The sequence below is a fragment of the Methylobacterium sp. UNCCL125 genome, from assembly GCF_900116795.1.
Lineage (GTDB): Bacteria > Pseudomonadota > Alphaproteobacteria > Rhizobiales > Beijerinckiaceae > Methylobacterium > Methylobacterium fujisawaense.
Genome location: NZ_FPBW01000008.1, coordinates 24,258 through 45,810, shown reverse-complemented (window position 1 = coordinate 45,810; position 21,553 = coordinate 24,258). Strand labels below are relative to the sequence as shown.

Below are 21,553 nucleotides of genomic sequence, written 5' to 3'. Positions count from 1 at the left end.
CCCGCCGCGGACAAAGGCCCTGATGATCCAGGGCACCGGCTCCGATGTCGGCAAGTCGCTGCTCGTGGCGGGGCTGGCGCGCGCCTTCACGGAGCGGGGCTTAAGGGTCCGGCCGTTCAAGCCGCAGAACATGTCGAACAACGCCGCCGTCACCGCCGATGGCGGCGAGATCGGCCGCGCGCAGGCCCTCCAGGCCCGGGCCGCCCGGGTGGCGCCCTCCGTCCACATGAACCCGGTCCTGCTCAAGCCGCAGAGCGAGGTCGGCTCCCAGGTGGTGGTGCAGGGCCGGATGGTCGCCACCGTGAAGGCGCGCGACTACCAGGCCTGGAAGCCCCGGCTGATGTCGGCCGTCCTCGACAGCTTCTCCCGGCTCGCCGGGGAGGCGGATCTGGTCCTCGTCGAGGGCGCGGGCTCGGCCTCAGAGGTGAACCTGCGGGCCGGCGACATCGCCAATATGGGCTTCGCCCGGGCCACCGACACGCCGGTGGTGCTGGTCGGCGACATCGACCGGGGCGGGGTGATCGCGAGCCTCGTCGGCACCAAGGCGGTGATCGACCCGGAGGACGCCGCCCTGATCGCGGGCTTCCTCGTCAACCGCTTCCGCGGCGATCCGAGCCTGTTCGCCGACGGCATGCGGCTGATCGCCGAGCGCACCGGCTGGGCGGCTCTGGGCCTCGTGCCGCACTTCCCCGATGCCGCGCGCCTGCCGGCCGAGGACGTGCTGGGGCTCGCCGGCTCGGAGTCGCGCGGGCCCGGAGCCGTCACGGTGGCGGTGCCGGTGCTGCCGCGCATCGCCAATTTCGACGACCTCGACCCCTTGCGGGCAGAGCCGAACGTGTCGGTGGTGCTGGTCCGGCCCGGCACGCCGATCCCCGCCGAGGCCGCCCTCGTGCTGCTGCCGGGCTCCAAGACCACGATCGACGACCTGGAGGCCTTTCGCCAGGAGGGCTGGGACGTCGACCTGCGCGCCCATGTCCGCCGGGGCGGGCGGGTGCTCGGCCTGTGCGGCGGCTACCAGATGCTGGGCAACAGCCTCGCCGACCCGCACGGGATCGAGGGCGCGCCCCGCACGGTGGCGGGCCTCGGGCTCCTCGACGTCGACACCGTCATGACCCCCGAGAAGCGCCTCGCGGCGGTCACCGGCACGAGCCTGCCGGACGGCGTTCATTTTGCCGGCTACGAGATGCATATCGGCGCGACGGAGGGCCCCGACGCCGCCCGGCCGCTCCTGCGCCTCGCCGACGGGCGCCTGGACGGGGCGGTCTCGGCGGACGGGCGCGTGGCCGGCACCTACGTGCACGGCCTGTTCGCCCACGATGCCCAGCGGGCGGCCTGGCTCGCGCGCCTCGGGACGGCCTCGGACGGCCCGGGCTACGAGGCCGGGGTCGAGGCGGCGCTGGACGGCCTCGCGCGACACATCGCGGCCCATGTCGACTGCGACCGCCTCCTGGCGCTTGCCCGGTAGGCGCGGGCCGCGCGAGGGATTACTCTGTGTAATGCCGGTCCCGCCACGAAGGGCCGCACGCGCCAGAGGAACGCCCCATGCCCCCCACGCAATCCCCCGTCGGGGAGGATCTCGGCGCGAGCACCGTCCGCACCGTGACCCTGCGGCTGATGCCGCTCCTCGGCCTGCTCTACCTGATCGCCTATATCGACCGGCAGAACGTCTCCTACGCCAAGCTGGAGATGGTCGGCAGCCTCGGCCTCTCCGAGACCGCCTACGGGCTCGGGGCCTCGCTGTTCTTCCTCGGCTACTTCCTGTTCGAGGTGCCGGCCAACGTCTTCCTGGAGCGGGTCGGCGCCCGGATCTGGTTCGCCCGGATCATGATCACCTGGGGGATCGTCACCGTCCTGCTGGGCTTCACCCAGGGCACGGCGATGTTCTACGTGCTGCGCTTCCTGCTCGGCGCCGCGGAGGCCGGCTTCTTCCCCGGCGTGCTGTTCGCCCTGACCCTGTGGTTCCCGCAAGGACACCGGGCGCGGATGATCGGCTGGTTCATGATCGCCAGCGCGGTGGCCAACGCGGTGGGCGCGGCGGTGGGCGGCGCGCTGCTCGGCCTCGACGGGCTCCTCGGCCTCCAGGGCTGGCAATGGGTGTTCCTGGCCACCGGCGCGCCGGCGATCCTCATGGCCGCGGTGGTGCTGGTGGTCCTGCCGGACGGTCCCGAGACGGCGCCCTGGCTGTCGCAGGCGCAGCGCGACTGGCTCGCCCGCACCCTGCGGGCCGAGCGCGAGGAGGGCGGCCATGTCGACCACGGCAACCCCTTCGCGGCGCTCCTCGACCGGCGGGTGCTGATGCTCGCCGGGGTCTACGTCTCCCTGCCGCTCGCCGCCTACGGACTGGGCTACTGGCTCCCCACCGTGGTCAAGGGCTTCGGCGTCTCGAACCTCACCAACGGCTTCCTCAACATCATCCCCTGGATGGCCACGGCCGTCGCCCTCTGGTGGGTGCCGCGCCACGCCGCCCGCACGGGCGCGCAGGGCAATGCCCTGACCTGGCACGTCGTCGGGCCGGCGCTGGTGGGGGCGGCGGGCCTCGCGCTCTCCGTCGTCCTGCCGGGCAACGCCGTGAAGTTCGCCTGCCTGTGCGTGGCCGCCGCCGGGACCTTCGCGGCCCAGCCGGTCTTCTGGTCGATGCCCGGGACCTTCCTGCGCGGCGCCTCGGCGGCGGCCGGGATCGCGGCGATCAACTCGGTGGGCAATCTCGGCGGCTTCGTCGCCCAGAACGCGGTGCCGTTCATCCGCGACCAGACCCGGAGCGACCTCGTGCCGATGCTGTTCCTGGCCGCCTGCCTCGCCGTGGGCGCCGGCCTGATGTTCGTGGTGCTCTCCGCCCTGCGCCGGGACGCGGCGCGGCGGGCGGCGCCGAATGGGGCACGTCCGGCCTGAACATGGGCCGGATCCGTGCGTTATCCTTCCTCAAGCCGGATCGTCCGGCAGGATGATGCAGGACCGCATCCCGCGGGACAGCGTCGAGGAGGACTACACGATGAGCCAGGGATTTCCCCTTATGATCCTCGCCTTCGGGACGCTCGGCGGCATCTGGTTCCTGGCCGCCGCAGCCCGGAAGCAGGTCGCCGACGCCAAGGGCAGCCCGGAACGCTCCAACCTGATCCACCAGCACGGCGGCACGCCGCGGCCGAACATGCCGGGCACCGAGCACTGAGGCTCCGTCAGCCGGCGGCGATCCGCCGGCAATGATCGAGGGCGGCGCCGATCAGGTTGTCGCTGGCCTCCGGCGTCCGGAACGCCGAATGCGCCGAGAGGGTGACGGTGGGCAGGGACACCAGCGGGTGGTCCGCCGGCAGGGGCTCGACCGTGAACACGTCGAGCCCGGCCTGCGCGACGCGGCCGCTGCGCAGGGCCTCGACCAGGGCGGCCTCGTCGATCAGGGCTCCGCGGGCGGTGTTGATCAGGAGGACGCCGGGCTTCATCGCGGCGATGCGCGCGGCCGAGAGGAAGCCGCGGGTCTCGTCGGTCAGGAGCAGGTGGAGCGAGACCACGTCGCTCTCGGCGAGCAGCCGCTCCAGCGGCACGAAGGTCACGTCCGGATGCGCCTTGGGCGTCCGGTTCCAGGCGAGCACCCGCATGCCGATGCCCCGGCAGAGACGTGCCATCTCGGCCGCGATCCCCCCGAACCCGACGAGGCCGACCGTCTTGCCGGTGAGCTGGACCGCCTCGCGGCGCAGCCAGGTGCCGGCACGCATCGCCCGGTCCATCTCGGGCAGGCCGCGGGCCGCCGCCCACATCAGCGCGAAGGCGCATTCGGCCACCGCCGTGTCGCCGTACCCCTTGATGGTGTGGACCGTGATCCCGCATTCGGCCGCGAGGGCCTCCGGGTCCATGTAGCTGCGGGCGCCGGTGCCGAGGAACACCACGTGCCTCAGGCCCCCGCAGGCCCGGGCCACCGCGCGGGGGAGGGCGGTGTGGTCGATCACGGCGATCTCCGCCCCGGACAGGAGGCCGGGCAGGTCCTGCGGAGCGATGCCGGGATCGGCGTGGATCGCGAAGGGCGGGTCGTCCGGCCGCAGCAGCCGCCGGGCCACCGCCGCCAGGGTCTCGTTGGCATCCACGAACACCGCGCGCATCGGGGTCTCCCTGTCCGGTCCCATCACGATGCGTCGAGAGCGCGGGCCGTGCCAAGGCCCGGTCGGGCGGGGCGGCCGGGGCGGACGGGTCAGCCCGCCAGCGCCAGGGACAGGGCGAGCAGCCCCAGCACGAGCCCGCCCTGGAGCCAGCAGGCCGTCCGGTAGAGCGCCAGCGCCCGGGCGATGTCGTCGGCCGTGGCCTCGACCCGCCCGTCGCCCATATGGGCGTCCGGGACGAGGGTGCCGTCATAGACCCGCGGTCCCGCGAGCCGCAGGCCGAGCGCCCCGGCCATGGCGGATTCGGGCCAGCCGGCATTGGGCGAGCGGTGGCGGCGCGCGTCCCGGGCCATCGCCCGGAGCGCGCCCCGCGCGTCGGCGCCGCGCAGGAGCGCCGCCCCGGCGATCAGCAGGCCCGCGAGCCGGGAGGCCGGCAGGTTCACCCCGTCGTCGAGTCGCGCCGCAGCCCAGCCGAAGGCTTCGTAGCGGGGCGTCCGGTGGCCGATCATGCTGTCGGCGGTGTTGATCGCCTTGTAGAGGGCGCCCCCCGGCAGGCCGAGGCCGCCGATCCAGAAGGCCGGCGCCACGATCCCGTCGGAGAAGTTTTCCGACAGGCTCTCGATCGCGGCGCGGCAGACCGCCGGTTCGTCGAGGCGCTCGGGGTCGCGCCCGACGATCATCGCCACCGCCCGGCGCCCGGCCTCCAGGCCGCCGGTGCGCAAGGCCTTCTCCACGGCGGCGACGTGCTGGTGCAGGCTGCGCTGCGCCGGCAGGCTCGCGCAGAGCAGGCCGAGGAGGAGCAGGGCGGGGAGGGGGCCGGCCAATCCCGCCAGCACCGTGAGGGCGAGGGCCGGCAGGCCCACCGCGGCAAGCAGGCAGGCCAGCGCGGCGCAGCCGGCGATCCGCCGCCGCCGCGCGGAGCCGCGGTTGAGGCCGCGCTCCAGGGCGGCGATCAGCCGGCCGATCCAGGTGACAGGGTGACCGGCCGCCCTGTAGAGCGCGTCGGGATAGCCGGCCGCCGCCTCGATCCCGAGGGCGACGGCGAGGACGGCAAGCGTGTCGGCAAACGTACCGGGCAGATGGACCATTCGGTGTGGAGCGTTCCCACGCGTGAGGTCGCCCCGATCGCGCATGGCGGCGATCTCGGCGGACTCCGCAAAGCCTTTCCCGACGCGCCGGAGCCCTGGCTCGACCTCTCGACGGGGATCAATCCGGTCCCGTACCCCGTGCCGCCGGTGGAGGCCAGCGCCTGGACGCGGCTGCCCGAGGCCGCCGAGCTCGGGGCGCTCCGGGCGGCGGCCGCCGCGGCCTACGGCGCGCCGGACGCCGCGCATGTCGTGCCCGCCCCCGGCACCCAGATCCTGATCGAGACCCTGCCCCGGCTGATGGCGCCGACCCGCGTCGCGGTGCTCGGGCCCACCTATGCCGAGCACGCCGCCGCCTGGGCGCGCGCCGGGCACGCGGTGACGGAGATCCGGAATCTCGATGCCCTCGGCGAGGCCCGGGTGGCGGTGATCGTCGATCCCAACAACCCGGACGGGCGGACCCTGCCCCTGGCCGAACGCCGGGCCCTGGCCGCGGCCCTCGGCAAGCGGGGCGGCCTGCTCATCGCCGACGAGGCCTTCGCGGATCTGGAGCCGGTGGAGAGCCTGTGCCCACACGCGGCGCCGGGCCTCGTGGTGCTGCGCTCCTTCGGCAAGACCTACGGGCTCGCCGGCCTACGCCTCGGCTTCGCGGTGGCCGATCCCGGCACGGCGACCCGGATCGCCGAGGCCCTCGGACCCTGGGCGGTGTCGGGCCCGGCCCTGGCGATCGGGCGCGCCGCCCTGTCGGATGTGGGCTGGCGCGCGCAGGCCGCGGCGGCGCGGTCCGCGGACGCGGCCCGCCTCGACCGGATGATCGCCCGGGGCGGCGGCCGGATCGTCGGGGGCACCAGCCTGTTCCGGACCGCCGACTTTTCCGACGGGCCTGACCTCTACCGGCGGCTCGCGGCGGCCGGGATCGCGGTGCGGCGCTTCGCGGATCGCCCGGAGCGCCTCCGCTTCGGCCTGCCGGCCGGGAAGGCGGCGTGGTGCCGTCTGTCGCGGGTCCTCAGGTAGACCGCACGCCGGGCGGATGCGGATCGCGCGCCGCCACGATCACGGCCAGCGCCGAGAAGGCGAGGCCCACCGCGCAGACCCCCGCCCAGCCGACCAGCAGGAACGCCTGCGAGCCGGCATAGGCGCCGAGCGCCCCGAACACGAACAGGGTCGTGAACAGGACCGTGTTGATGCGGCCCCGCGCCCCGGGGACCAGGGCGTAGGCCCGCGTCTGGTTGGCGATGAGGGCGCCGTTTATGCCGATGTCGATCAGCAGCACCCCGAGGGCCACCGCGACGAGCGACCACGTCCCGCCGGCCCAGAGCACCATGAAGGACAGCGCCACGAGCAGGCTGCCGCCGAGCACCACGGGCTTGGCGCCCCGCCGGTCGGTGAAGCGGCCCGACAGGGGTGCCACGAAGGCGCCGCAGACGCCGATCACCCCGAACAGCCCCGCGCCCGCGGCGGAGAGTCCGAAGGGCGGCCCCTCCACCAGCAGCGCCAGGGTCGCCCAGAAGGCGTTGAAGGCGGCAAACAGCAGCGCCTGCGACAGGCTCGCCGTGCGCAGCACCGGCTGCGTGCGGGCGAGGTGCAGGATCGACAGCATCAGGGCGCGGTAGCGCAGCGGGTGCGTCTGCACCGTGTGGGGCAGGGTGGCACGGGCGATGGCCGCCATGGCGAGCGCCAGCAGGGACGCGACCAGGAAGACCGGCCGCCATCCGAGATGCGCCCCCAGGACGCCGCTCGCCGTCCGGGCGAGCAGGATGCCGGTGAGCAGGCCGGTCATGACCTGGCCGACGATCCGCCCGCGGCTCGCATCCGGGGCGAGTTCCGCCGCGAACGGGACCGCCTGCTGGGCCGCGCTGGCCAGCACCCCGACCGCGAGGTGGGCGAGGGCGAGGCTCGCGAGGTTCGGGGCCAGGCCCACCGCCAGCAGCGCCAGGGCGAGTCCGAGGCATTGCCCCACGATCAGGGTGCGACGCGGCAGGGCATCGCCGAGGGGCACGAGCCCGACGATGCCGAGCCCGTAGCCGACGAGCGCCGTGGTCGGCACCCACAGGGCGGCGCGGTCGCCGAACTCCGCCACGATCAGCCCGAGCAGCGGCTGGTTGTAGTAGATGTTGGCGACCGCTCCGCCGGCGATCAGCGTCAGGCCGAGCCGGGCCTTCGCGTCGAGCGTCGTGGTCACGGCTGGGTCGGGGGCAGGCAGGCACGCCGCCGCGGAAGGGCCATGGTCGAGTCCGTGTGCGGGAGAGGTCCGGGCCGCGAGCGATACGGGCGGAGCGTGCGGTGGAGCAAGCTGCGGCGATGCATCCCTGCCGGCACGCCCCCGGCCCCTTCACCGGAACCGAGGGCGCCCCATATGCGGAAGATGCAGCCGGCGCCGTCCGCACGCGAGCGGGCGCCGCAGGCCATGCACCGGGCGTCGAGCCGATAGAGGTTCCGAACCGGATTACGAACGGGAGGGCGGTTTCGTTCCGGATGAACGGGGCCGGAACCGCCGCAGCAGGGAGTACGGGATGCCGAACTACCGCATCGACTTTGCCAAGGAGATCCTCGGGGTACCGTTCACGGTCGGCTCCGTGGCGATCACGCGGGCCCGCGATCCCGAGCGCGCCCGCCGCGCCGCCGAACTCCGCTTCGCCCGCCAGCACGGCGTCGGCGACTGGCGGGAGCGGGCCGACCTCGCCACCGTCGCCGAACAGCTCTGACGCACCCGACCCGGGATCGTCACACGACCTTCGTGCCGCTCCCGCACGCTGGGAGCGCGCCGTTCGGGCCGGTCAAGCTCTGGTCGCGGCGGCCGCGGCGCCGTAGAATGGCGGGCGGATCGGGACGCTGAGCGAGCCGCCCCGGAGTGGGCGGCGGCTGCCGGATCCGCACGCGCCCGTCCGACGAGCCGGCGTCGCGGGGCCGGAAGCGTCTCGAATCCGGGTCGACGGGGGTCAGTGCAAGGGTCATGGCGGCGATCTCCTTCTTCGGCGACCTGCTTCAGACCATCAGCGAGCGCGGCCGCGACCTGATCGGCATCGGGCGCGGGGACATGACGTCCCGGGCCAGCGCGGGCGACCTCGTCAAGCTGTGCGAGGACCTGATCTCCCGGCGCGGCGAGGCCTCCGGGGTGGCGCTCGCCCGCCTGATCCTCGACCGCTACGCCAGCTTCGGGCAGGCGGAGCGCCACGCCTTCCTGCGGGCCATCGCCCTCGATTTCGATGCGGACCACGAAGCCGTCGACGAGGCGATCGCCGCCTACCGGGCCGCCCCCTCCCGCGCCCGCCTCGGCAGCCTGCACGAGGCCGCCGAGCCGCGCAGCCAGGAGCTGATCCGCCGCCTCAACCTCGCCCGCGGCGGCACGCTCAGCCTCGTGCGGATGCGCGAGGACCTGTTCGACCTGCGCCGGGCGCTGCGCGCCGGCGACGAGGCCGACCCCGCCCTGATGGACGCCGTCGACAGCCTGGACAGCGATTTCGAGCACCTGTTCGCCTCGTGGTTCAACCGCGGCTTCCTGGTGCTGCGCCACATCGACTGGACGACGCCGGCCCATATCCTGGAGAAGATCATCCGCTACGAGGCGGTGCACGCCATCGCGGACTGGGACGACCTGCGCGCCCGCATCGAGCCGCCGGACCGGCGCTGCTTCGCGTTCTTCCACCCGGCGCTGGCCGACGAGCCGCTGATCTTCGTGGAGGTGGCGCTCACCGACCAGATCGCCCCGGCCATCGCCCCGATCCTGTCGCGGGAGCGCAAGCCGCTGCAGCCGCAGGCGGCCAACACGGCGGTGTTCTACTCGATCTCGAACTGCCAGAAGGGGCTCGCCGGCGTCACCTTCGGCAATTTCCTGATCAAGCAGGTGGTCGAGGACCTCACCCGCGAGGTGCCCACGCTCAAGACCTTCGTGACGCTGTCGCCGGTGCCCGGCTTCGCCGCGTGGCTGGCGCGGGAGCGCCGGGCCGACAGCCCGCAGGGCCTGCTGCCCGAGGATGTCGAGGTCCTGCGGGCGCTGGACGACCCGAACTGGCCGGCCGACAAGGCCCGGGCCGAGACTGTGCGCCGGGCGCTGATCCCGGCGGCGGCGGCCTATTTCCTGCGCGCCAAGAACGAGCGCGGCCGCCCCCTCGACCCGGTGGCCCGGTTCCACCTCGGCAACGGCGCGCGCCTCGACCGCATCAACTTCCTGGGCGACACCTCGAAGAAGGGTCTGGCCCAGTCGCACGGCCTGATGGTCAACTACCTCTACGACCTCGCCGCCATCGAGCGGAACCACGAGACCTACGCCAACCTCGGCACCGTGGTGGCCGCGCCGGCGGTGACCCGTGAGCTGCGCGCCAAGCTGCCGCCGCCGCGGGCCGTGGTACTGGCCGAGGCGTAGGATCCGGGCCGGTCGGGGCCCGCCTGTCACCGCCGGGCCGCGGGGCGCCACCGGAAAGGGCTCGCCGGAAGGCCCTCCGGGCGGTTATGGGTGCGTCAGACAGACAGGTCCCGCGACAGCTCTAGCCTCACGATGACGAACCACCTCTTCTCCCTGGTGCGGGACGGCGTCCCCGATCCCGCCAAGACCGTGATCGAGACCCCTGAGGGCCGCCGATACTCCTACGCGGACCTGATCGCCCGCTCCGGCGCCTACGCGGCGGCCCTGCGGGCGGCGGGCGTCGAGACCGGCGACCGGGTGGCCGTGCAGGTCGAGAAGAGCCCCGAGGTGATCTTCCTGTATCTCGGCGCGGTCCGGGCCGGCGCCGTGTTCCTGCCGCTCAACACCGCCTACACCCCGGCGGAGATCGGCTACTTCCTGAACGACGCCGAGCCCGCCGTGTTCGTCTGCGACCCGGGCCGGCGCGACGCGCTGGCGGAGGCCGCCGCGGGCGTGCGCCGGATCTGGACCCTCGACGGGGCGGGCGGCGGCAGCGCCGCCGAGGCCGCGGACCGGGCCGGGGATGCGGGGAGCGCCTTCGCCGACGTGCCCCGGGGCCCGGAGGATCTCGCGGCGATCCTCTACACCTCCGGCACGACCGGGCGCTCCAAGGGCGCCATGCTGACCCACGACAACCTCGCCTCGAACGCCCGAACCCTCGTCGATTTCTGGCGCTTCACCGCCGACGACGTGCTGATCCACGCCCTGCCGGTGTTCCACACGCACGGCCTGTTCGTGGCGACCAACACGGTGCTGGCGAGCGGCGGCTCCATGCTGTTCCTGCCCCGCCTCGACCCGAAGCTGATCCTGAGCCTGATGCCCCGGGCCAGCGTGCTGATGGGCGTGCCGACCTTCTACACCCGCCTCCTCAAGGAGCCGGGCCTCACGCCGGAGGCGGCCGGAGGCATGCGCCTGTTCGTGTCGGGCTCGGCGCCGCTGCTCGCCGAGACGCATCGCGCGTGGCAGGCCCGTACCGGCCACGCCATCCTCGAGCGCTACGGCATGACCGAGACCAACATGAGCACCTCGAACCCCTATGCGGGCGACCGGGTCGCCGGCACGGTGGGCTTCCCCCTGCCGGGCGTGTCCCTGCGGGTGGTCGATCCGGAAACCGGCGCGGCCCTCGGTCCGGACGCGGTGGGCATGATCGAGGTGAAGGGCCCGAACGTGTTCCTGGGCTACTGGCGCATGCCCGAGAAAACCGCGGCCGAGTTCCGGGCCGACGGGTTCTTCATCACCGGCGACCTCGGCAAGGTCGATGACCGGGGCTACGTCCACATCGTCGGGCGCGGCAAGGACCTGATCATCTCAGGCGGCTTCAACGTCTACCCCAAGGAGGTCGAGACCGAGATCGACGCGCTGCCGGGCGTGGTCGAATCCGCGGTGATCGGCTTGAGCCATCCCGATTTCGGCGAGGCCGTCACCGCCGTGGTGGTGGGGGGGCCGGGATGCCCGGACGAGGCCGGCGTACAGGCCGCCCTGGAGGGCCGGCTCGCCCGGTTCAAGTGCCCCAAGCGCGTCCTGTTCGTGAGCGAGCTGCCGCGCAACACCATGGGCAAGGTGCAGAAGAACCTTCTGCGGGACGCGCATGCGGAACTCTACCGGGACTGACGATCCGATCCGCCGGCCGGGACCGGCGGATCGGGAATCAGGCCGCACCGTCGTCGCGCGCGGCGGGATGACGGTGCGGGCGTAACGCGACGGTGCCGATCCGGAACGCGGATCAGAGATTGTGCTCCTTCCGCTCGCCCTCCCGCGGCGTGTGGCTGTCCGGATCCACCACCTTGCGGGCGGCCGCGTTCAGGTTGTCCGGATCGAGGGCGGTCTGGACGAAGTCGCGGCCGATGCTGGTCACCTCGCGGGCGTAGCGCAGGCCCTGGTCGCGGACCTCGTCGGCCCAGGGACCGATGCTCCGATCCTCCTGGCGGGTGCGCGGCAGCAGCGCGCCGAGCAGAAGGCCGGCGGCCACGCCGACCACGCCGACGAGGAGGGGATTGTCGTCCACGAAGCGCTCGACGGCGGTGCGGCCGCGGTTGAGCCCGTCGATACCCTGGGTGGTCAGGTCGTCCAGCGCCCGCATGTTGCGCCGGCGCAGCGTGCCGGCCCGCTCCCGGACCTCGTCGTAGGCGGACGCCGCGCGGTCGCGGGCCTGATCGGCGGCGCCGCCGAGACGGTTGCCGACATCGTCCGCGAAGTCCGACACCGTCTGCCGTGCCTGTCCGGCGAGATCCGCGGCACGGTCACCGGCCGCCTGGACGCCCTCCTTCACGGTGGCGGAGGCGGCGTCCACCCGCGAGGCGCCGGTGGCGCCGCCGCTCGAATGGCCGCCGGCCGAGAGGGGCGCGGCGCCGTGCGGCAGCGGGTCGTGCAGCCCGCGGGGGTCGGGCCGGAGCGTGAAGTCTCCCGCCGCCGCGCCGGGGATCCCGCGCGGGTCGCCGAGACCGGCCGGATCGGGCCGCAGGCTCCCGTCCCGAGCGCCGTGCGGCGGCGCCTCGCCGGGGCGCGGCTCGGGAATGCTGGAGGGGGTGGCGGGGGTACCCGGCTTGTCGGTCATGGCGGTGTCCTCGAATGTCGGTCCCGGCAGCCCGCCTTCGGCGCCGGTCTGCCCGGCCGTCCGGCCGGGCGCGGGAGGTTTCTCGGTCCGGGCCCCGCCCGGTCGTCAGATCTCGGTCGTGTCCAGCGGATCGCGGGCCGGGCGCGCGGTCGGAAGGTCGGGGTCGTAGCCGCGGGCCGCGCCGGTGTTCAGGGTGGGCACGCGCTCCGCCGAGACCTCGGTGCGCCGGCGCTGGGCGTCGCGCGCCATCCGGTTGAACAGCAGGCCGACGCCGGCCGCGATCAGCAGCACCGGCACCGGGTTGCGGCGCACCGCCTCCAGGGCCGAGTCGTAGGTGCTGTTCAGGGCCGGCACCCGCCGGGCATTGCCCAGCATCTCGTCCACGAGGTTCGGCACCGAGAGCCGCCCCTGGATGCGGTCGATCGTGTCGTCGAGCCGGGCGCGGCTCTCCTCGATCTCCTTCTCGAGGTCGTTCATCGTACTCATCCGGACACGCGCTCCGACAGGGCCTGGGCATCCTGGCGGACCTGGCGCGTGGTGCGCTTCGGGGCCAGGGTCGAGAGGGACAGGACGCTGCGCGCCCACAGGGCCATCCCGAGGGCGAGGGCCAGCAGCACGCCGCCGACGATCAGGGCCGAGAGCCACTCGGACCCGACGATGGTGGCGAGCCATTTCACGAAGGCGCCGATCAGGACCAGCAGGGCGACCACGGCGAACACCGCCGAGCCGACCATGCAGGCGAGGCCGACGATGAGCTGGCGGATGTTGCCGGCCATCTCGGCCCGGAACAGCGCGATCTCCTTGCGGGCGAGTTCGTTGGTCTCCCGCAGGGCATCGCCGATGAGGCTTTGGATGCTGGAGGCGCCGGTCTGGCGCGGGTCGGAGCCGTGCGTCATGGCGTCAGGCCCGGAAGCTGTCGCGGGCATCGCCGTCCGGCGCCTCCGGCGGCAGGCTCGACGACTTGATGAAGCGGGCGGCGATCAGGCCGGCCACGAAGGTCCCCACCGCCACCGCCACCGGCGCGCGCCGGGCGAAGGCCTCGGCCTCGCTGTAGAAGTCGCCGAGGCTGCGGCGTTCGATGGAGGAGCCGAGCTGCTCCAGCCCGTCGGCGGCGCTGTCGAAGAAGGCGCGCACGTTCGGCTTGTCGCCGAGGTCGCGGCCGGAATTGCGGATCGTCTGGGCCAGATCGTGGACCGACTGGGCCGCATCGCTCTTGCGCTGCTCGACATAGGTCTGGGCCTGCAGCCGGGCCGCGTCGAGCAGCCCGCGGCCGCGTTCGGCCGCCACGTCGGCCAGCCCCTCGACATCGCCCTGCAGGGCGCGCCACTGGGCACGCTCCTCCGCGGCGGTGTGCGGCGCCGCGCCGTGCGGATCCGCAACCGGGTCCACGGGGGCGCCCTGCGGTAACTCGTTGCCGGCCATCTCGAAAATACTCCTCGCGGCGCGGGTACGGAGCCGCTCGCGGCGACCGCGAGCCCCGCGATGGCTGAGTAACCGACTCGGCTGTCACGGGTTCCGGTCCCGGTGCACAGTTCCGATCTGCGCACGGGCTCCGACGGGACGGGCGGCACCGCTCACTCCACGTTCAGGCACGATCTGCCAGAACCGCCACGCTTGCACAACGCGCCCGATCGGGACGGAGCGGCCCCCCTGTCCCGGAACGGTAGGGCCTCGACTTGACCCGCGCCCGGCTTCACGCTTGGGTTGCCTGACAAGCAACAAAGGATCGCGCAGGCCCCCCGCGCGTTCTGACATGTTAGTGAAGTCTCGATGCAGGCGCGGCCGGCCGCGCCCCTGATCCGGAGCCGACCCGCGTGGCACGCCTTGTGATCGTATCGAACCGCGTCGCCATCCCGGAAGAGGGCGGCAAGGCGGTGGCGGCGGGCGGCCTCGCCGTCGCGGTCAAGGAGGCCTTCACGGCCTATGAGGGGCTTTGGTTCGGCTGGAGCGGCACCATCTCCGAGGAGCCCTCCGAGGAGCCGACGCTGATCGACCGGGGCCGGGTCCAGTACGCGGTCGTCGACCTCTCGCCGCAGGACCACCTCGAATATTACGCCGGCTTCGCGAACCGCGCCCTGTGGCCGATCATGCATTACCGGCTGGGGCTCGGCGCCTTCTCGCGCTCGGATTATGCCGGCTACAGCCGTGTGAACCGGACCTTCGCGCGGGCGCTCGCCAAGCTGGTGGAGCCCGACGACATCATCTGGGTGCACGATTACCACCTGCTGCCGCTCGCCGCCGAGCTGCGCGGCCTCGGGCTCGACAACCCGATCGGCTACTTCCACCACATCCCCTGGCCCGCCGCCGACGTGTTCAACTCGCTGCCGGCGAGCGGCGAGCTGCTGCGTGCCATCGTCGATTACGACCTGATCGGCCTGCAGACCGAGGCGGACGTGCAGAACCTGCAGCGCAACCTCGTCGATACCCAGCGGGCGATCCCGCTGGGCGGCGGCTCGCTGATGGTGGATGGCCGCCGCACGCGGATCCGCGCCTTCCCGATCGGCATCGACGTCGCGGGCTTCAAGGAGGCGGCCGAGAAGGCCAACGCCAACAAGGTCGTGCGCGAGACCATCGCGGGCCTGCGCACCCGCAAGCTGCTGATCGGCGTCGACCGGCTCGACTATTCCAAGGGCGTGCCCGAGCGGATGGAGGCGGTGGAGAGCTTCTTCGCCTCGAATCCCGACCAGCGCGGCAACGTCACCTACATCCAGATCACGCCGAAATCCCGCAGCGAGGTGCCCGAATACGAGCAGCTCTCGCGCGACGTGAACGAGAAGGTCGGCGAGATCAACGGCTCGCTGGGCGACCCGGCCTGGACGCCGATCCAGTACATCACCAAGGCCTATCCGCGCCCGGTGCTGGCGGGCCTCTACCGGGCGGCCCGGGTCGGCCTCGTCACGCCGATGCGCGACGGCATGAACCTCGTCGCCAAGGAATACGTGGTCGCCCAGTCCGAGGACGATCCGGGGGTTCTGGTCCTGTCGAAATTCGCCGGCGCCGCCCGGCAATTGCCCGAGGCGCTGCTGATCAACCCCTACGACCGGTTCGAGGTGGCGGAGGCGATCCGGGCCGCGCTCTACATGCCGAAGGCCGAGCGTGTGGCGCGCTGGAAGCCGATGGTCGAGCGCATGACCCGCGAGGACGTCGATTGGTGGGCGCGCAACTTCTTGGCGGAGCTCGAGAATTTCCGCACCATGGAGCGCGAGGCCCCCACCGCCGCCGCGGCCGCCGAATAGCCGGCGCAGCCCGCTGATTCCGCCTGCAGCCCCCCGTGTGACCGGACGCCCCACATGATCGCCGTCGATGACGGGGTGCCGGCGCCGCTCGGCGCCCATTTCGACGGGCGCGGCGTCAACTTCGCCCTCTTTTCCGAGCACGCCACCGCGGTCGATGTCTGCCTGTTCGAGGCGGGGGAGCGGCACGAGACCCGCACGGTGCGTCTGCCCTGCCGGACCGACGACGTCTGGCACGGCTACCTGCGCGGCGTGCTGCCGGGCCAGCTCTACGGCTACCGGGTGCACGGCCCCTGGGATCCGGCGTCCGGCCACCGGTTCAACGCCTCGAAGCTCGTCCTCGACCCCTACGCCCGGGAGATCCGCGGCCGGATCCGCTGGCACGATGCGCTCTACAGCCATCGCCGGGGCGGGCGCGAGGACCGGATCGACCGGCGCGACAGCGCGGTCTACATGCCGAAATGCGTGGTCACCGCCCCGGAGGTGCCCGATCTGGCCCTCACGCCGGTGCGGCGGCCGCTGGCCGAGACGGTGGTGTACGAGGCGCACGTCAAGGCGCTGACCCGCACCCATCCCGACATCCCCGAGGCGGAGCGCGGCACCTACGGGGCGCTCGCCCACCCGGCGATCATCGAGCACCTCGTCAGGCTCGGCGTCACCGCCCTGGAGCTGCTGCCGATCCACGCCTTCGCGGACGACCGCTTCCTGGTGGAGAAGGGGCTCGTCAATTTCTGGGGGTATCAGCCCCTGGGCTACTTCGCCCCGGAGCCGCGCTACCTGGGGGAGGGCGGCCTCGGCGGCCTGAAGGCGGCGATCCGGGAGCTGAACGCCGCCGGGATCGAGACCTGGCTCGACGTGGTCTACAACCACACCGCCGAGGGGGACCACACCGGCCCGACCCTGTCGTTCCGCGGCATCGACAACGCCAGCTACTACAAGCTCGATCCCGCCGACCCGCGCCGCACCATCGACTGCACCGGCTGCGGCAACACCTTCGACGCGAGCCATCCGCGGGTGATGCAGCTCGTGCTGGATTCCCTGCGCCATTGGGTCACCGCCTACGGCATCGCGGGCTTCCGCTTCGACCTGGCCTCGAGCCTCGGTCGCGCGCCCTTCGCCTTCACCCCGCAGGCGGCCTTCTTCCAGGCGGTGGCGCAGGATCCGGTCCTCGCCCGGGTGAAGATGGTGGCCGAGCCCTGGGACATCGGGGAGGGGGGCTACCAGCTCGGCGGCTATCCGCGCGGCTGGAGCGAGTGGAACGACAAGTTCCGCGACGCCGCGCGGGGCTTCTGGAAGGGGGATTCCGGCACGCTCGCCAAGGTCACGCAGGGGCTGACCGGCTCGCGGGAGGTGTTCGCCCCGTCCCGGCGCTCGCCGCTGGCCAGCGTCAACTTCATCGCCAGCCACGACGGCTTCACCCTGGCCGACACGGTGGCGTACGAGCAGAAGCACAACGAAGCCAACGGCGAGGACAACCGCGACGGCCATAACCACAACGTCAGCCGCAACTACGGCGTCGAGGGCGACACCGACGACACGGCGATCCTGGCTCTACGCGCCCGCCAGAAGCGCAACATGCTGGCCACCATGATGCTGGCCCAGGGCGTGCCGATGCTGCTGATGGGCGACGAGCGCTCCCGCAGCCAGGGCGGCAACAACAACGCCTATGCCCAGGACAACCCGACGAGCTGGATGGACTGGAGCGTCGATCCGGATCCCGCCCTCACGGATTTCGTCGCCAACCTGCTGGCCCTGCGCCGCGCCCAGCCGGCCCTGCGGCGGCGGCGCTTCTTCACCGGCGCGCTGATCGACCCCGACGAGCCCCTGCGCGACGTGCACTGGCTCTCCCCCGAGGGCACCGAGATGGAGGGCCGCCACTGGTCCGACGACGGGCTCCAGGTGTTCGGCATGCAGATCGGCAATGACGGCGATCCGGGCGACCGCCTCCTGATGCTGTTCAACGCCGGGGAGGGCGCCGTCCCGTTCCGCCTCGCCCCGGTGGTGGGCGGCCCCTGGACGCCGGTCTTCGACACCGGCGAGCCCGCGGGCGCCCGCGCGCCCGGCACGCCGGCCGTCGAGTCCGGGGCCGCCGTGCCGCTGCCGGGCCGCACGGTCCTCGTGCTCACCGCGCCGGGGACGGAGACCGGAAACCGGGGCGGCTGGGTGCCGGAACGCTAGGGGCAGGAGCCCCCCGCGGATCCGTCAGTCGAACAGGCTGGAGACGCTGGATTCCGTCGCCGTGCGCCCGATCGCCTCGCCCAGTAGCGGCGCGATGGTGGCCACGCGGATGTTGCGGGCGAGCTTGACGGCCTGCGTCGGCTGGATCGAGTCGGTGATCACCAGCTCCTTCATCCGCGAGGCGGCGATGCGCGAGACCGCGCCGCCCGACAGCACGCCGTGGGTGATGTAGGCCGAGACGTCCTTGGCGCCGGCATTGAGCAGGGCCTCGGCGGCGTTGACCAGGGTGCCGCCCGAATCGACGATGTCGTCCACGAGGATGCAGGAGCGGCCCTCGACCTCGCCGATGATGTTCATCACCTCGGACTCGCCCGGGCGCTCGCGGCGCTTGTCGACGATGGCCAGCGGGCAGTCGATCCGCTTGGCGATGGCCCGCGCCCGCACCACGCCGCCGACGTCGGGCGAGACCACCATGCGGTTGTCGCCCGGCAGCCGCTCCTTGATGTCGCGCACCATCACGGGGGCGGCGAACAGGTTGTCGGTGGGGATGTCGAAGAAGCCCTGGATCTGGCCGGCATGGAGATCGAGGGTCAGGACGCGGTCGGCGCCCGCCTCGGTGATGAGGTTCGCCACCAGCTTGGCCGAGATCGGCGTGCGGCCGGAGGTGCGCCGGTCCTGCCGCGCATAGCCGAAATACGGGATCACCGCCGTGATGCGCCGGGCCGAGGATCGGCGCGCGGCGTCGATCATGATCAGCAGTTCCATCAGGTGGTCGTTCGCCGGGAACGAGGTCGACTGGACGATGAACACGTCCTCGCCGCGCACGTTCTCCTGAAGCTCGACGAAGATCTCCATGTCGGCGAAGCGCCGGACCATGCACTTGGCCAGCGGCAGTTCGAGATAGGCCGCGATCGCCTCGGCCAGGGGCCGGCTGGCATTCCCGGCGATGATCTTGATCGAGGATTTCATGGGCGGCCGCTCACTCGCGGCCGGACCTTACCGCCGCTCTTGTCCAGACCGGTCTCCCGAGGAGCCGGAACGATCCGATGACGGGCGAGGCTCTTAGCAGCGGGCAGGAACTGTCACAATGCCTTCACGGCCGCCCAGCACTCGCCGCCGACAGGTACTGCGGCGGCGCTCAGGGAGCCGGCGGCTCCAGCAGGCGGTGCAGGTGCACCACGAAATAGCGCGTCTGCGCGCTGTCGACGGTGGCCTGGGCCTTGGCCCGCCACGCGGCCTGGGCGGAGGCGTAATCCGGAAAGATACCGACGATGTCGAGGCCCTTGATGTCCCGGAACCGGACCCCGTCGAGATCCTGCAATTCACCACCGAAGACCAGGTGCAGCTTCTGGTCGCTGTCGATCGCCGTCGCCATGGCCTCTCCTCACGTTTCTCCGCGGCGCTCGCAAATGGCGGGCCTCCGGTCAAGCCTGCACGGTCGCAGCCGAGCCCTGAACCCGCCGCAGGTCTGCGCGGCGGCCGGGTTCCGGGCGCGGCGCCGCGCCGGATGCGCAACCTCGGATGCGTCATGCTACGAGCGGACCATGACACGCCGACCTCTCGCTTTCCTCGTCCCCGTCGCGGTGACCGTCAGCCTCAGCGCGGCGCAGGTTCTGGCGCAGCAGGCGCCCCGGGCGCCCCGCGCCGCCGGATCCGACAGGAGCGCCCCCGACCGGCGGGGCGGGCCACCGGTGATCGGCTGCCCGTCGCTCGCCAATTACCGGATGCTGATGCGGGACGGCGCGGCGGCGGCCGCGGCGCATCTGGCCGATCCCAAGGCGGACCATCTCGGCTGCTCGGCGCTGGCGCGCACGGAATTCACCGGCATCGTCGACAAGGTGACCCTGGGCGGCCAGAGCTACGATTGTGCCGGCGTGCGCGGCACCACGGCCTGCCACTGGATCGCGCCCGGGACGATTCCCGAGACGCCCGCGCCGGCCAAGCGCTGACCCCGACGGGCCTCTCGGTCCGGCCTCAGCGCAGGTGGCCGCTGGCGCGCAGGTCGCGTTCGACCGCCTCGTGGACGGCCTGGAGCGGATTGTCGTTGATGGCGGCGGGGGGAAGCAGCGGCGTCATCGCGGCGGGCCGCGTGTCGAAATCCGGCAGGATCGCGGATTGCGGCGCCGGCGGGCGCACCGGCACATCTGCCGGCATGCGTGCCGCGAGGGTCCGCAGCGCCTCACGGGCGCCGGAGGGCAGGAGCGTCACGAGTCTGTTCAGCATGGCCGGCCTCAGCGCGCACGGCCGGCCGGGGCCGGCGGGAACGGGACGGTGGCGGCGGAACGGTTCTTCACGGGGACACCAGCACGGGATCGGTCGCGGGAAACGAACCGGCCCCCCCACAGTTCCGACAGATCAGTATTGCCAAATTTTCGGCGCGTGTCGCCTGGATACAGGCGAACACTGATTTGTCGGTTGAGGCAGTCTGAAGAATGGCGGAAGCGGATGGGAATCGAACCCACCGTACGCTGTTGGCGTACCGCTGGTTTTGAAGACCAGGAGGGCCACCAGACCCCGTTCGCCTCCGCCACCGGGGTTACGGGCCGCCGCCGGACGGGTCAAGGTCCAGGATGCCGGCAGGCGGGCGTGGCGGCGGGCCAGCGCGCAAAGGTCGCGGGCCGGGGTCGGGGTCGCGGGTCGGGGGCTGCGGGTCAGGGATCCCGCTCGTCCGGCGCGCGCGTCAGGCCGACCGAGGTCCCGGTTCGCGCCGACATGAGCGCCGCCTCGAGGCAGGCCATCACCCGCACGGCCTCCAGCGCCTCGGTCTGGTCGACCGGGGTGCGGGCGATCGCCCCGGCCACGGCGCGGTAGAATGCGCGCTGGTCGCCGGCCAGCGCCGGTGCGCGCGCCACCCGCCCGGTCGCGTCGTGGATCTCCAGCCCGTCCGGATCCGCGCCCCAGCCGGCGGCCCCCGGCTTCACGCCGGCCAGCAGCTGCTGCTCCTGGATGTCGGGACGGTGTTTGATCAGGCTGCCGGCCTCGCCGTGCACCAGGAAGCGGGGCGATCCGCCGGCGGCCAGCATGCTGGCATGCAGCACCACGCGCAGGCCCGGATAGTCCAGCACCGCATGGGCCCAATCGTCGGCCTGCGCGCCGGGGCGGAGCCGCGCCAGATGCGCGCTCACCCGATCGGGCAGACCGAAGAGCTGGAGCGCCTGGTCCACCAGATGCGGACCGAGATCGTACCAGATCCCGCTGCCCGGGCCGGGCCCCTCCCGCCAGCGGTCGCGGACCTCCGGACGGAACCGGTCGAAGTGCGATTCGAAGTGCCGGACGCGGCCGATGCGCCCCTCCGCGACGGCTTGGCGGACGCTGAGATAGTCGCTGTCCCAGCGCCGGTTGTGGAAGACGCGCAGCAGCCGGCCCCCGCGCCGCGCCGCGGCGGCCAGCCCGCGCGCCTCGGCGAGGTCGAGGGTGAAGGGCTTGTCGACCACGACGTGCTTGCCCGCCGCCAGGGCAGCCCGCGCCAGGGGCGCGTGGGTGTCGTTCGGGGTGGCGATCACGACGAGGTCGACGGCCTCCGCCGTGGCCACCGCGACCGGATCCGCCGACACCCTCACGTCGGGCAGGTCGGCCCGGACCCGGGCGGGCGCGCTCGAGCCGACCAGCCGGAGGTCGAGTTCCGCCACGGCGCCGATGAGCGGGGCATGGAAGGTCCGGCCGGAATAGCCGTAGCCGATCAGACCGACCCTGATCCGTTGCCCTGCCTGCATGCCGCGCCCCCGGCTCTCCGGGGCGACGCCGAGACCCGCCGCACCCACTTCTGGCCTCCCCCGGCACCGCCGGTCCCAGCGCGCCACCCTACACCCCGCAGGCCGTGCGTGGCTGGACCGGCCGCGCGCCGCGCTCCGGAGGACGCGGGCGGCCACCGGGACCGGGGCCCGCGGTCCGGACTGTGGTCGTGGCTGTGGTCGTGGCTGTGGTCGTGGCGGTCGCATGCGACGGATCGCGCCGCCGATCCGCCGCCCGGAAGCCCGGATTCGTATTAATTCCGCCACACTGTTGTGGCCCTGCAC

The 21,553-nt window shown here is 72.9% G+C and carries 21 protein-coding genes and 1 tRNA gene; 10 read left to right on the top strand and 12 right to left on the bottom strand.

Annotated elements, in window-relative coordinates:
• Positions 1-22: 22 nt before the first annotated feature.
• The 3 genes from BM396_RS09595 (at position 23) to BM396_RS09585 (ending at position 3,166) form a co-directional block, all read left to right on the top strand.
• A complete protein-coding gene (locus BM396_RS09595) occupies positions 23-1,465 on the top strand; it encodes a cobyric acid synthase (protein WP_043389398.1) in 1,443 nt (480 codons plus the stop codon).
• A 77-nt stretch (positions 1,466-1,542) separates the two neighbouring features.
• Positions 1,543-2,889 carry an MFS transporter gene (locus BM396_RS09590; protein ID WP_043355965.1) on the top strand — a complete coding sequence of 449 codons (1,347 nt, stop codon included), beginning with the start codon at positions 1,543-1,545 and terminating at the stop codon, positions 2,887-2,889.
• A 52-nt stretch (positions 2,890-2,941) separates the two neighbouring features.
• Entirely contained in the window at positions 2,942-3,166 is a 225-nt protein-coding gene (locus BM396_RS09585; protein WP_043389407.1) for a hypothetical protein, read from the top strand.
• Between the two features lie 7 nt (positions 3,167-3,173).
• Here the strand turns inward: BM396_RS09585 and BM396_RS09580 are convergent, their stop codons facing one another.
• Both BM396_RS09580 and cbiB read right to left on the bottom strand, forming a co-directional pair.
• Positions 3,174-4,088, bottom strand: coding sequence for an NAD(P)-dependent oxidoreductase (locus BM396_RS09580; RefSeq protein ID WP_043389408.1), 915 nt, complete (start codon positions 4,086-4,088; stop codon positions 3,174-3,176).
• An 89-nt stretch (positions 4,089-4,177) separates the two neighbouring features.
• On the bottom strand, positions 4,178-5,173 hold the full coding sequence (cbiB, locus tag BM396_RS09575; RefSeq protein WP_043389409.1) for an adenosylcobinamide-phosphate synthase CbiB: 996 nt from the start codon (positions 5,171-5,173) through the stop codon (positions 4,178-4,180).
• Here cbiB and cobD point away from each other — a divergent pair.
• The gene (gene cobD / locus BM396_RS09570; RefSeq protein ID WP_051976366.1) at positions 5,165-6,184 is read left to right on the top strand and encodes a threonine-phosphate decarboxylase CobD; all 1,020 of its coding nucleotides are present in this window, start codon (positions 5,165-5,167) and stop codon (positions 6,182-6,184) included. The genes cbiB and cobD overlap by 9 nt on opposite strands.
• Here cobD and BM396_RS09565 read toward each other — a convergent pair.
• Positions 6,177-7,352 carry an MFS transporter gene (locus tag BM396_RS09565; protein ID WP_043389410.1) on the bottom strand — a complete coding sequence of 392 codons (1,176 nt, stop codon included), beginning with the start codon at positions 7,350-7,352 and terminating at the stop codon, positions 6,177-6,179. The two genes, cobD and BM396_RS09565, sit on opposite strands and share 8 nt — an antisense overlap.
• A 331-nt stretch (positions 7,353-7,683) precedes the next feature.
• Between BM396_RS09565 and BM396_RS09560 the strand changes: the two genes are divergently transcribed.
• The 3 genes from BM396_RS09560 to BM396_RS09550 all read left to right on the top strand — a co-directional run bounded on the left by BM396_RS09560 (position 7,684) and on the right by BM396_RS09550 (position 11,183).
• Positions 7,684-7,875 (top strand): hypothetical protein, encoded by a 192-nt coding sequence (locus BM396_RS09560; RefSeq protein WP_043352836.1) that lies wholly within the window; start codon positions 7,684-7,686, stop codon positions 7,873-7,875.
• A 248-nt stretch (positions 7,876-8,123) separates the two neighbouring features.
• Positions 8,124-9,533 carry a malonyl-CoA decarboxylase gene (locus tag BM396_RS09555; protein ID WP_043389412.1) on the top strand — a complete coding sequence of 470 codons (1,410 nt, stop codon included), beginning with the start codon at positions 8,124-8,126 and terminating at the stop codon, positions 9,531-9,533.
• A 132-nt stretch (positions 9,534-9,665) separates the two neighbouring features.
• Positions 9,666-11,183, top strand: a complete 1,518-nt coding sequence (locus BM396_RS09550) for a malonate--CoA ligase (RefSeq protein ID WP_043389413.1) — start codon at positions 9,666-9,668, stop codon at positions 11,181-11,183.
• A 112-nt stretch (positions 11,184-11,295) separates the two neighbouring features.
• Here the strand turns inward: BM396_RS09550 and BM396_RS09545 are convergent, their stop codons facing one another.
• From BM396_RS09545 to BM396_RS09530, 4 genes are all read right to left on the bottom strand, one after another.
• On the bottom strand, positions 11,296-12,126 hold the full coding sequence (locus BM396_RS09545; protein ID WP_043389419.1) for a hypothetical protein: 831 nt from the start codon (positions 12,124-12,126) through the stop codon (positions 11,296-11,298).
• A 105-nt stretch (positions 12,127-12,231) separates the two neighbouring features.
• On the bottom strand, positions 12,232-12,603 hold the full coding sequence (locus BM396_RS09540; RefSeq protein ID WP_170861816.1) for a DUF3618 domain-containing protein: 372 nt from the start codon (positions 12,601-12,603) through the stop codon (positions 12,232-12,234).
• A 5-nt stretch (positions 12,604-12,608) separates the two neighbouring features.
• Positions 12,609-13,022: a phage holin family protein gene (locus tag BM396_RS09535; RefSeq protein WP_043389422.1), complete on the bottom strand. Its 414-nt coding sequence runs from the start codon at positions 13,020-13,022 to the stop codon at positions 12,609-12,611.
• Positions 13,023-13,026: 4 nt separating this feature from the next.
• Positions 13,027-13,548 (bottom strand): hypothetical protein, encoded by a 522-nt coding sequence (locus tag BM396_RS09530; RefSeq protein WP_043352818.1) that lies wholly within the window; start codon positions 13,546-13,548, stop codon positions 13,027-13,029.
• 392 nt (positions 13,549-13,940) lie between these two features.
• Between BM396_RS09530 and BM396_RS09525 the strand changes: the two genes are divergently transcribed.
• Positions 13,941-15,362, top strand: coding sequence for an alpha,alpha-trehalose-phosphate synthase (UDP-forming) (locus BM396_RS09525; RefSeq protein WP_043389425.1), 1,422 nt, complete (start codon positions 13,941-13,943; stop codon positions 15,360-15,362).
• Positions 15,363-15,416: 54 nt separating this feature from the next.
• The gene (gene glgX / locus BM396_RS09520) at positions 15,417-17,537 is read left to right on the top strand and encodes a glycogen debranching protein GlgX (protein WP_043356664.1); all 2,121 of its coding nucleotides are present in this window, start codon (positions 15,417-15,419) and stop codon (positions 17,535-17,537) included.
• 24 nt (positions 17,538-17,561) lie between these two features.
• Here glgX and BM396_RS09515 read toward each other — a convergent pair whose 3' ends face one another.
• Together BM396_RS09515 and BM396_RS09510 are read right to left on the bottom strand one after the other, a co-directional pair.
• On the bottom strand, positions 17,562-18,506 hold the full coding sequence (locus BM396_RS09515) for a ribose-phosphate pyrophosphokinase (RefSeq protein ID WP_043356665.1): 945 nt from the start codon (positions 18,504-18,506) through the stop codon (positions 17,562-17,564).
• Between the two features lie 169 nt (positions 18,507-18,675).
• The gene (locus tag BM396_RS09510; RefSeq protein WP_043356667.1) at positions 18,676-18,912 is read right to left on the bottom strand and encodes a DUF4170 domain-containing protein; all 237 of its coding nucleotides are present in this window, start codon (positions 18,910-18,912) and stop codon (positions 18,676-18,678) included.
• 169 nt (positions 18,913-19,081) lie between these two features.
• Between BM396_RS09510 and BM396_RS09505 the strand changes: the two genes are divergently transcribed.
• Positions 19,082-19,486, top strand: coding sequence for a hypothetical protein (locus BM396_RS09505; RefSeq protein WP_043389428.1), 405 nt, complete (start codon positions 19,082-19,084; stop codon positions 19,484-19,486).
• A 25-nt stretch (positions 19,487-19,511) separates the two neighbouring features.
• Here BM396_RS09505 and BM396_RS09500 read toward each other — a convergent pair whose 3' ends face one another.
• The 3 genes from BM396_RS09500 to BM396_RS09490 form a co-directional block, all read right to left on the bottom strand.
• On the bottom strand, positions 19,512-19,760 hold the full coding sequence (locus BM396_RS09500) for a hypothetical protein (protein WP_043389431.1): 249 nt from the start codon (positions 19,758-19,760) through the stop codon (positions 19,512-19,514).
• 210 nt (positions 19,761-19,970) lie between these two features.
• Positions 19,971-20,063: transfer RNA gene (locus BM396_RS09495), tRNA-Sec, on the bottom strand.
• Positions 20,064-20,188: 125 nt separating this feature from the next.
• Positions 20,189-21,250, bottom strand: coding sequence for an oxidoreductase (locus tag BM396_RS09490; protein ID WP_043389433.1), 1,062 nt, complete (start codon positions 21,248-21,250; stop codon positions 20,189-20,191).
• Positions 21,251-21,553: the final 303 nt, after the last annotated feature.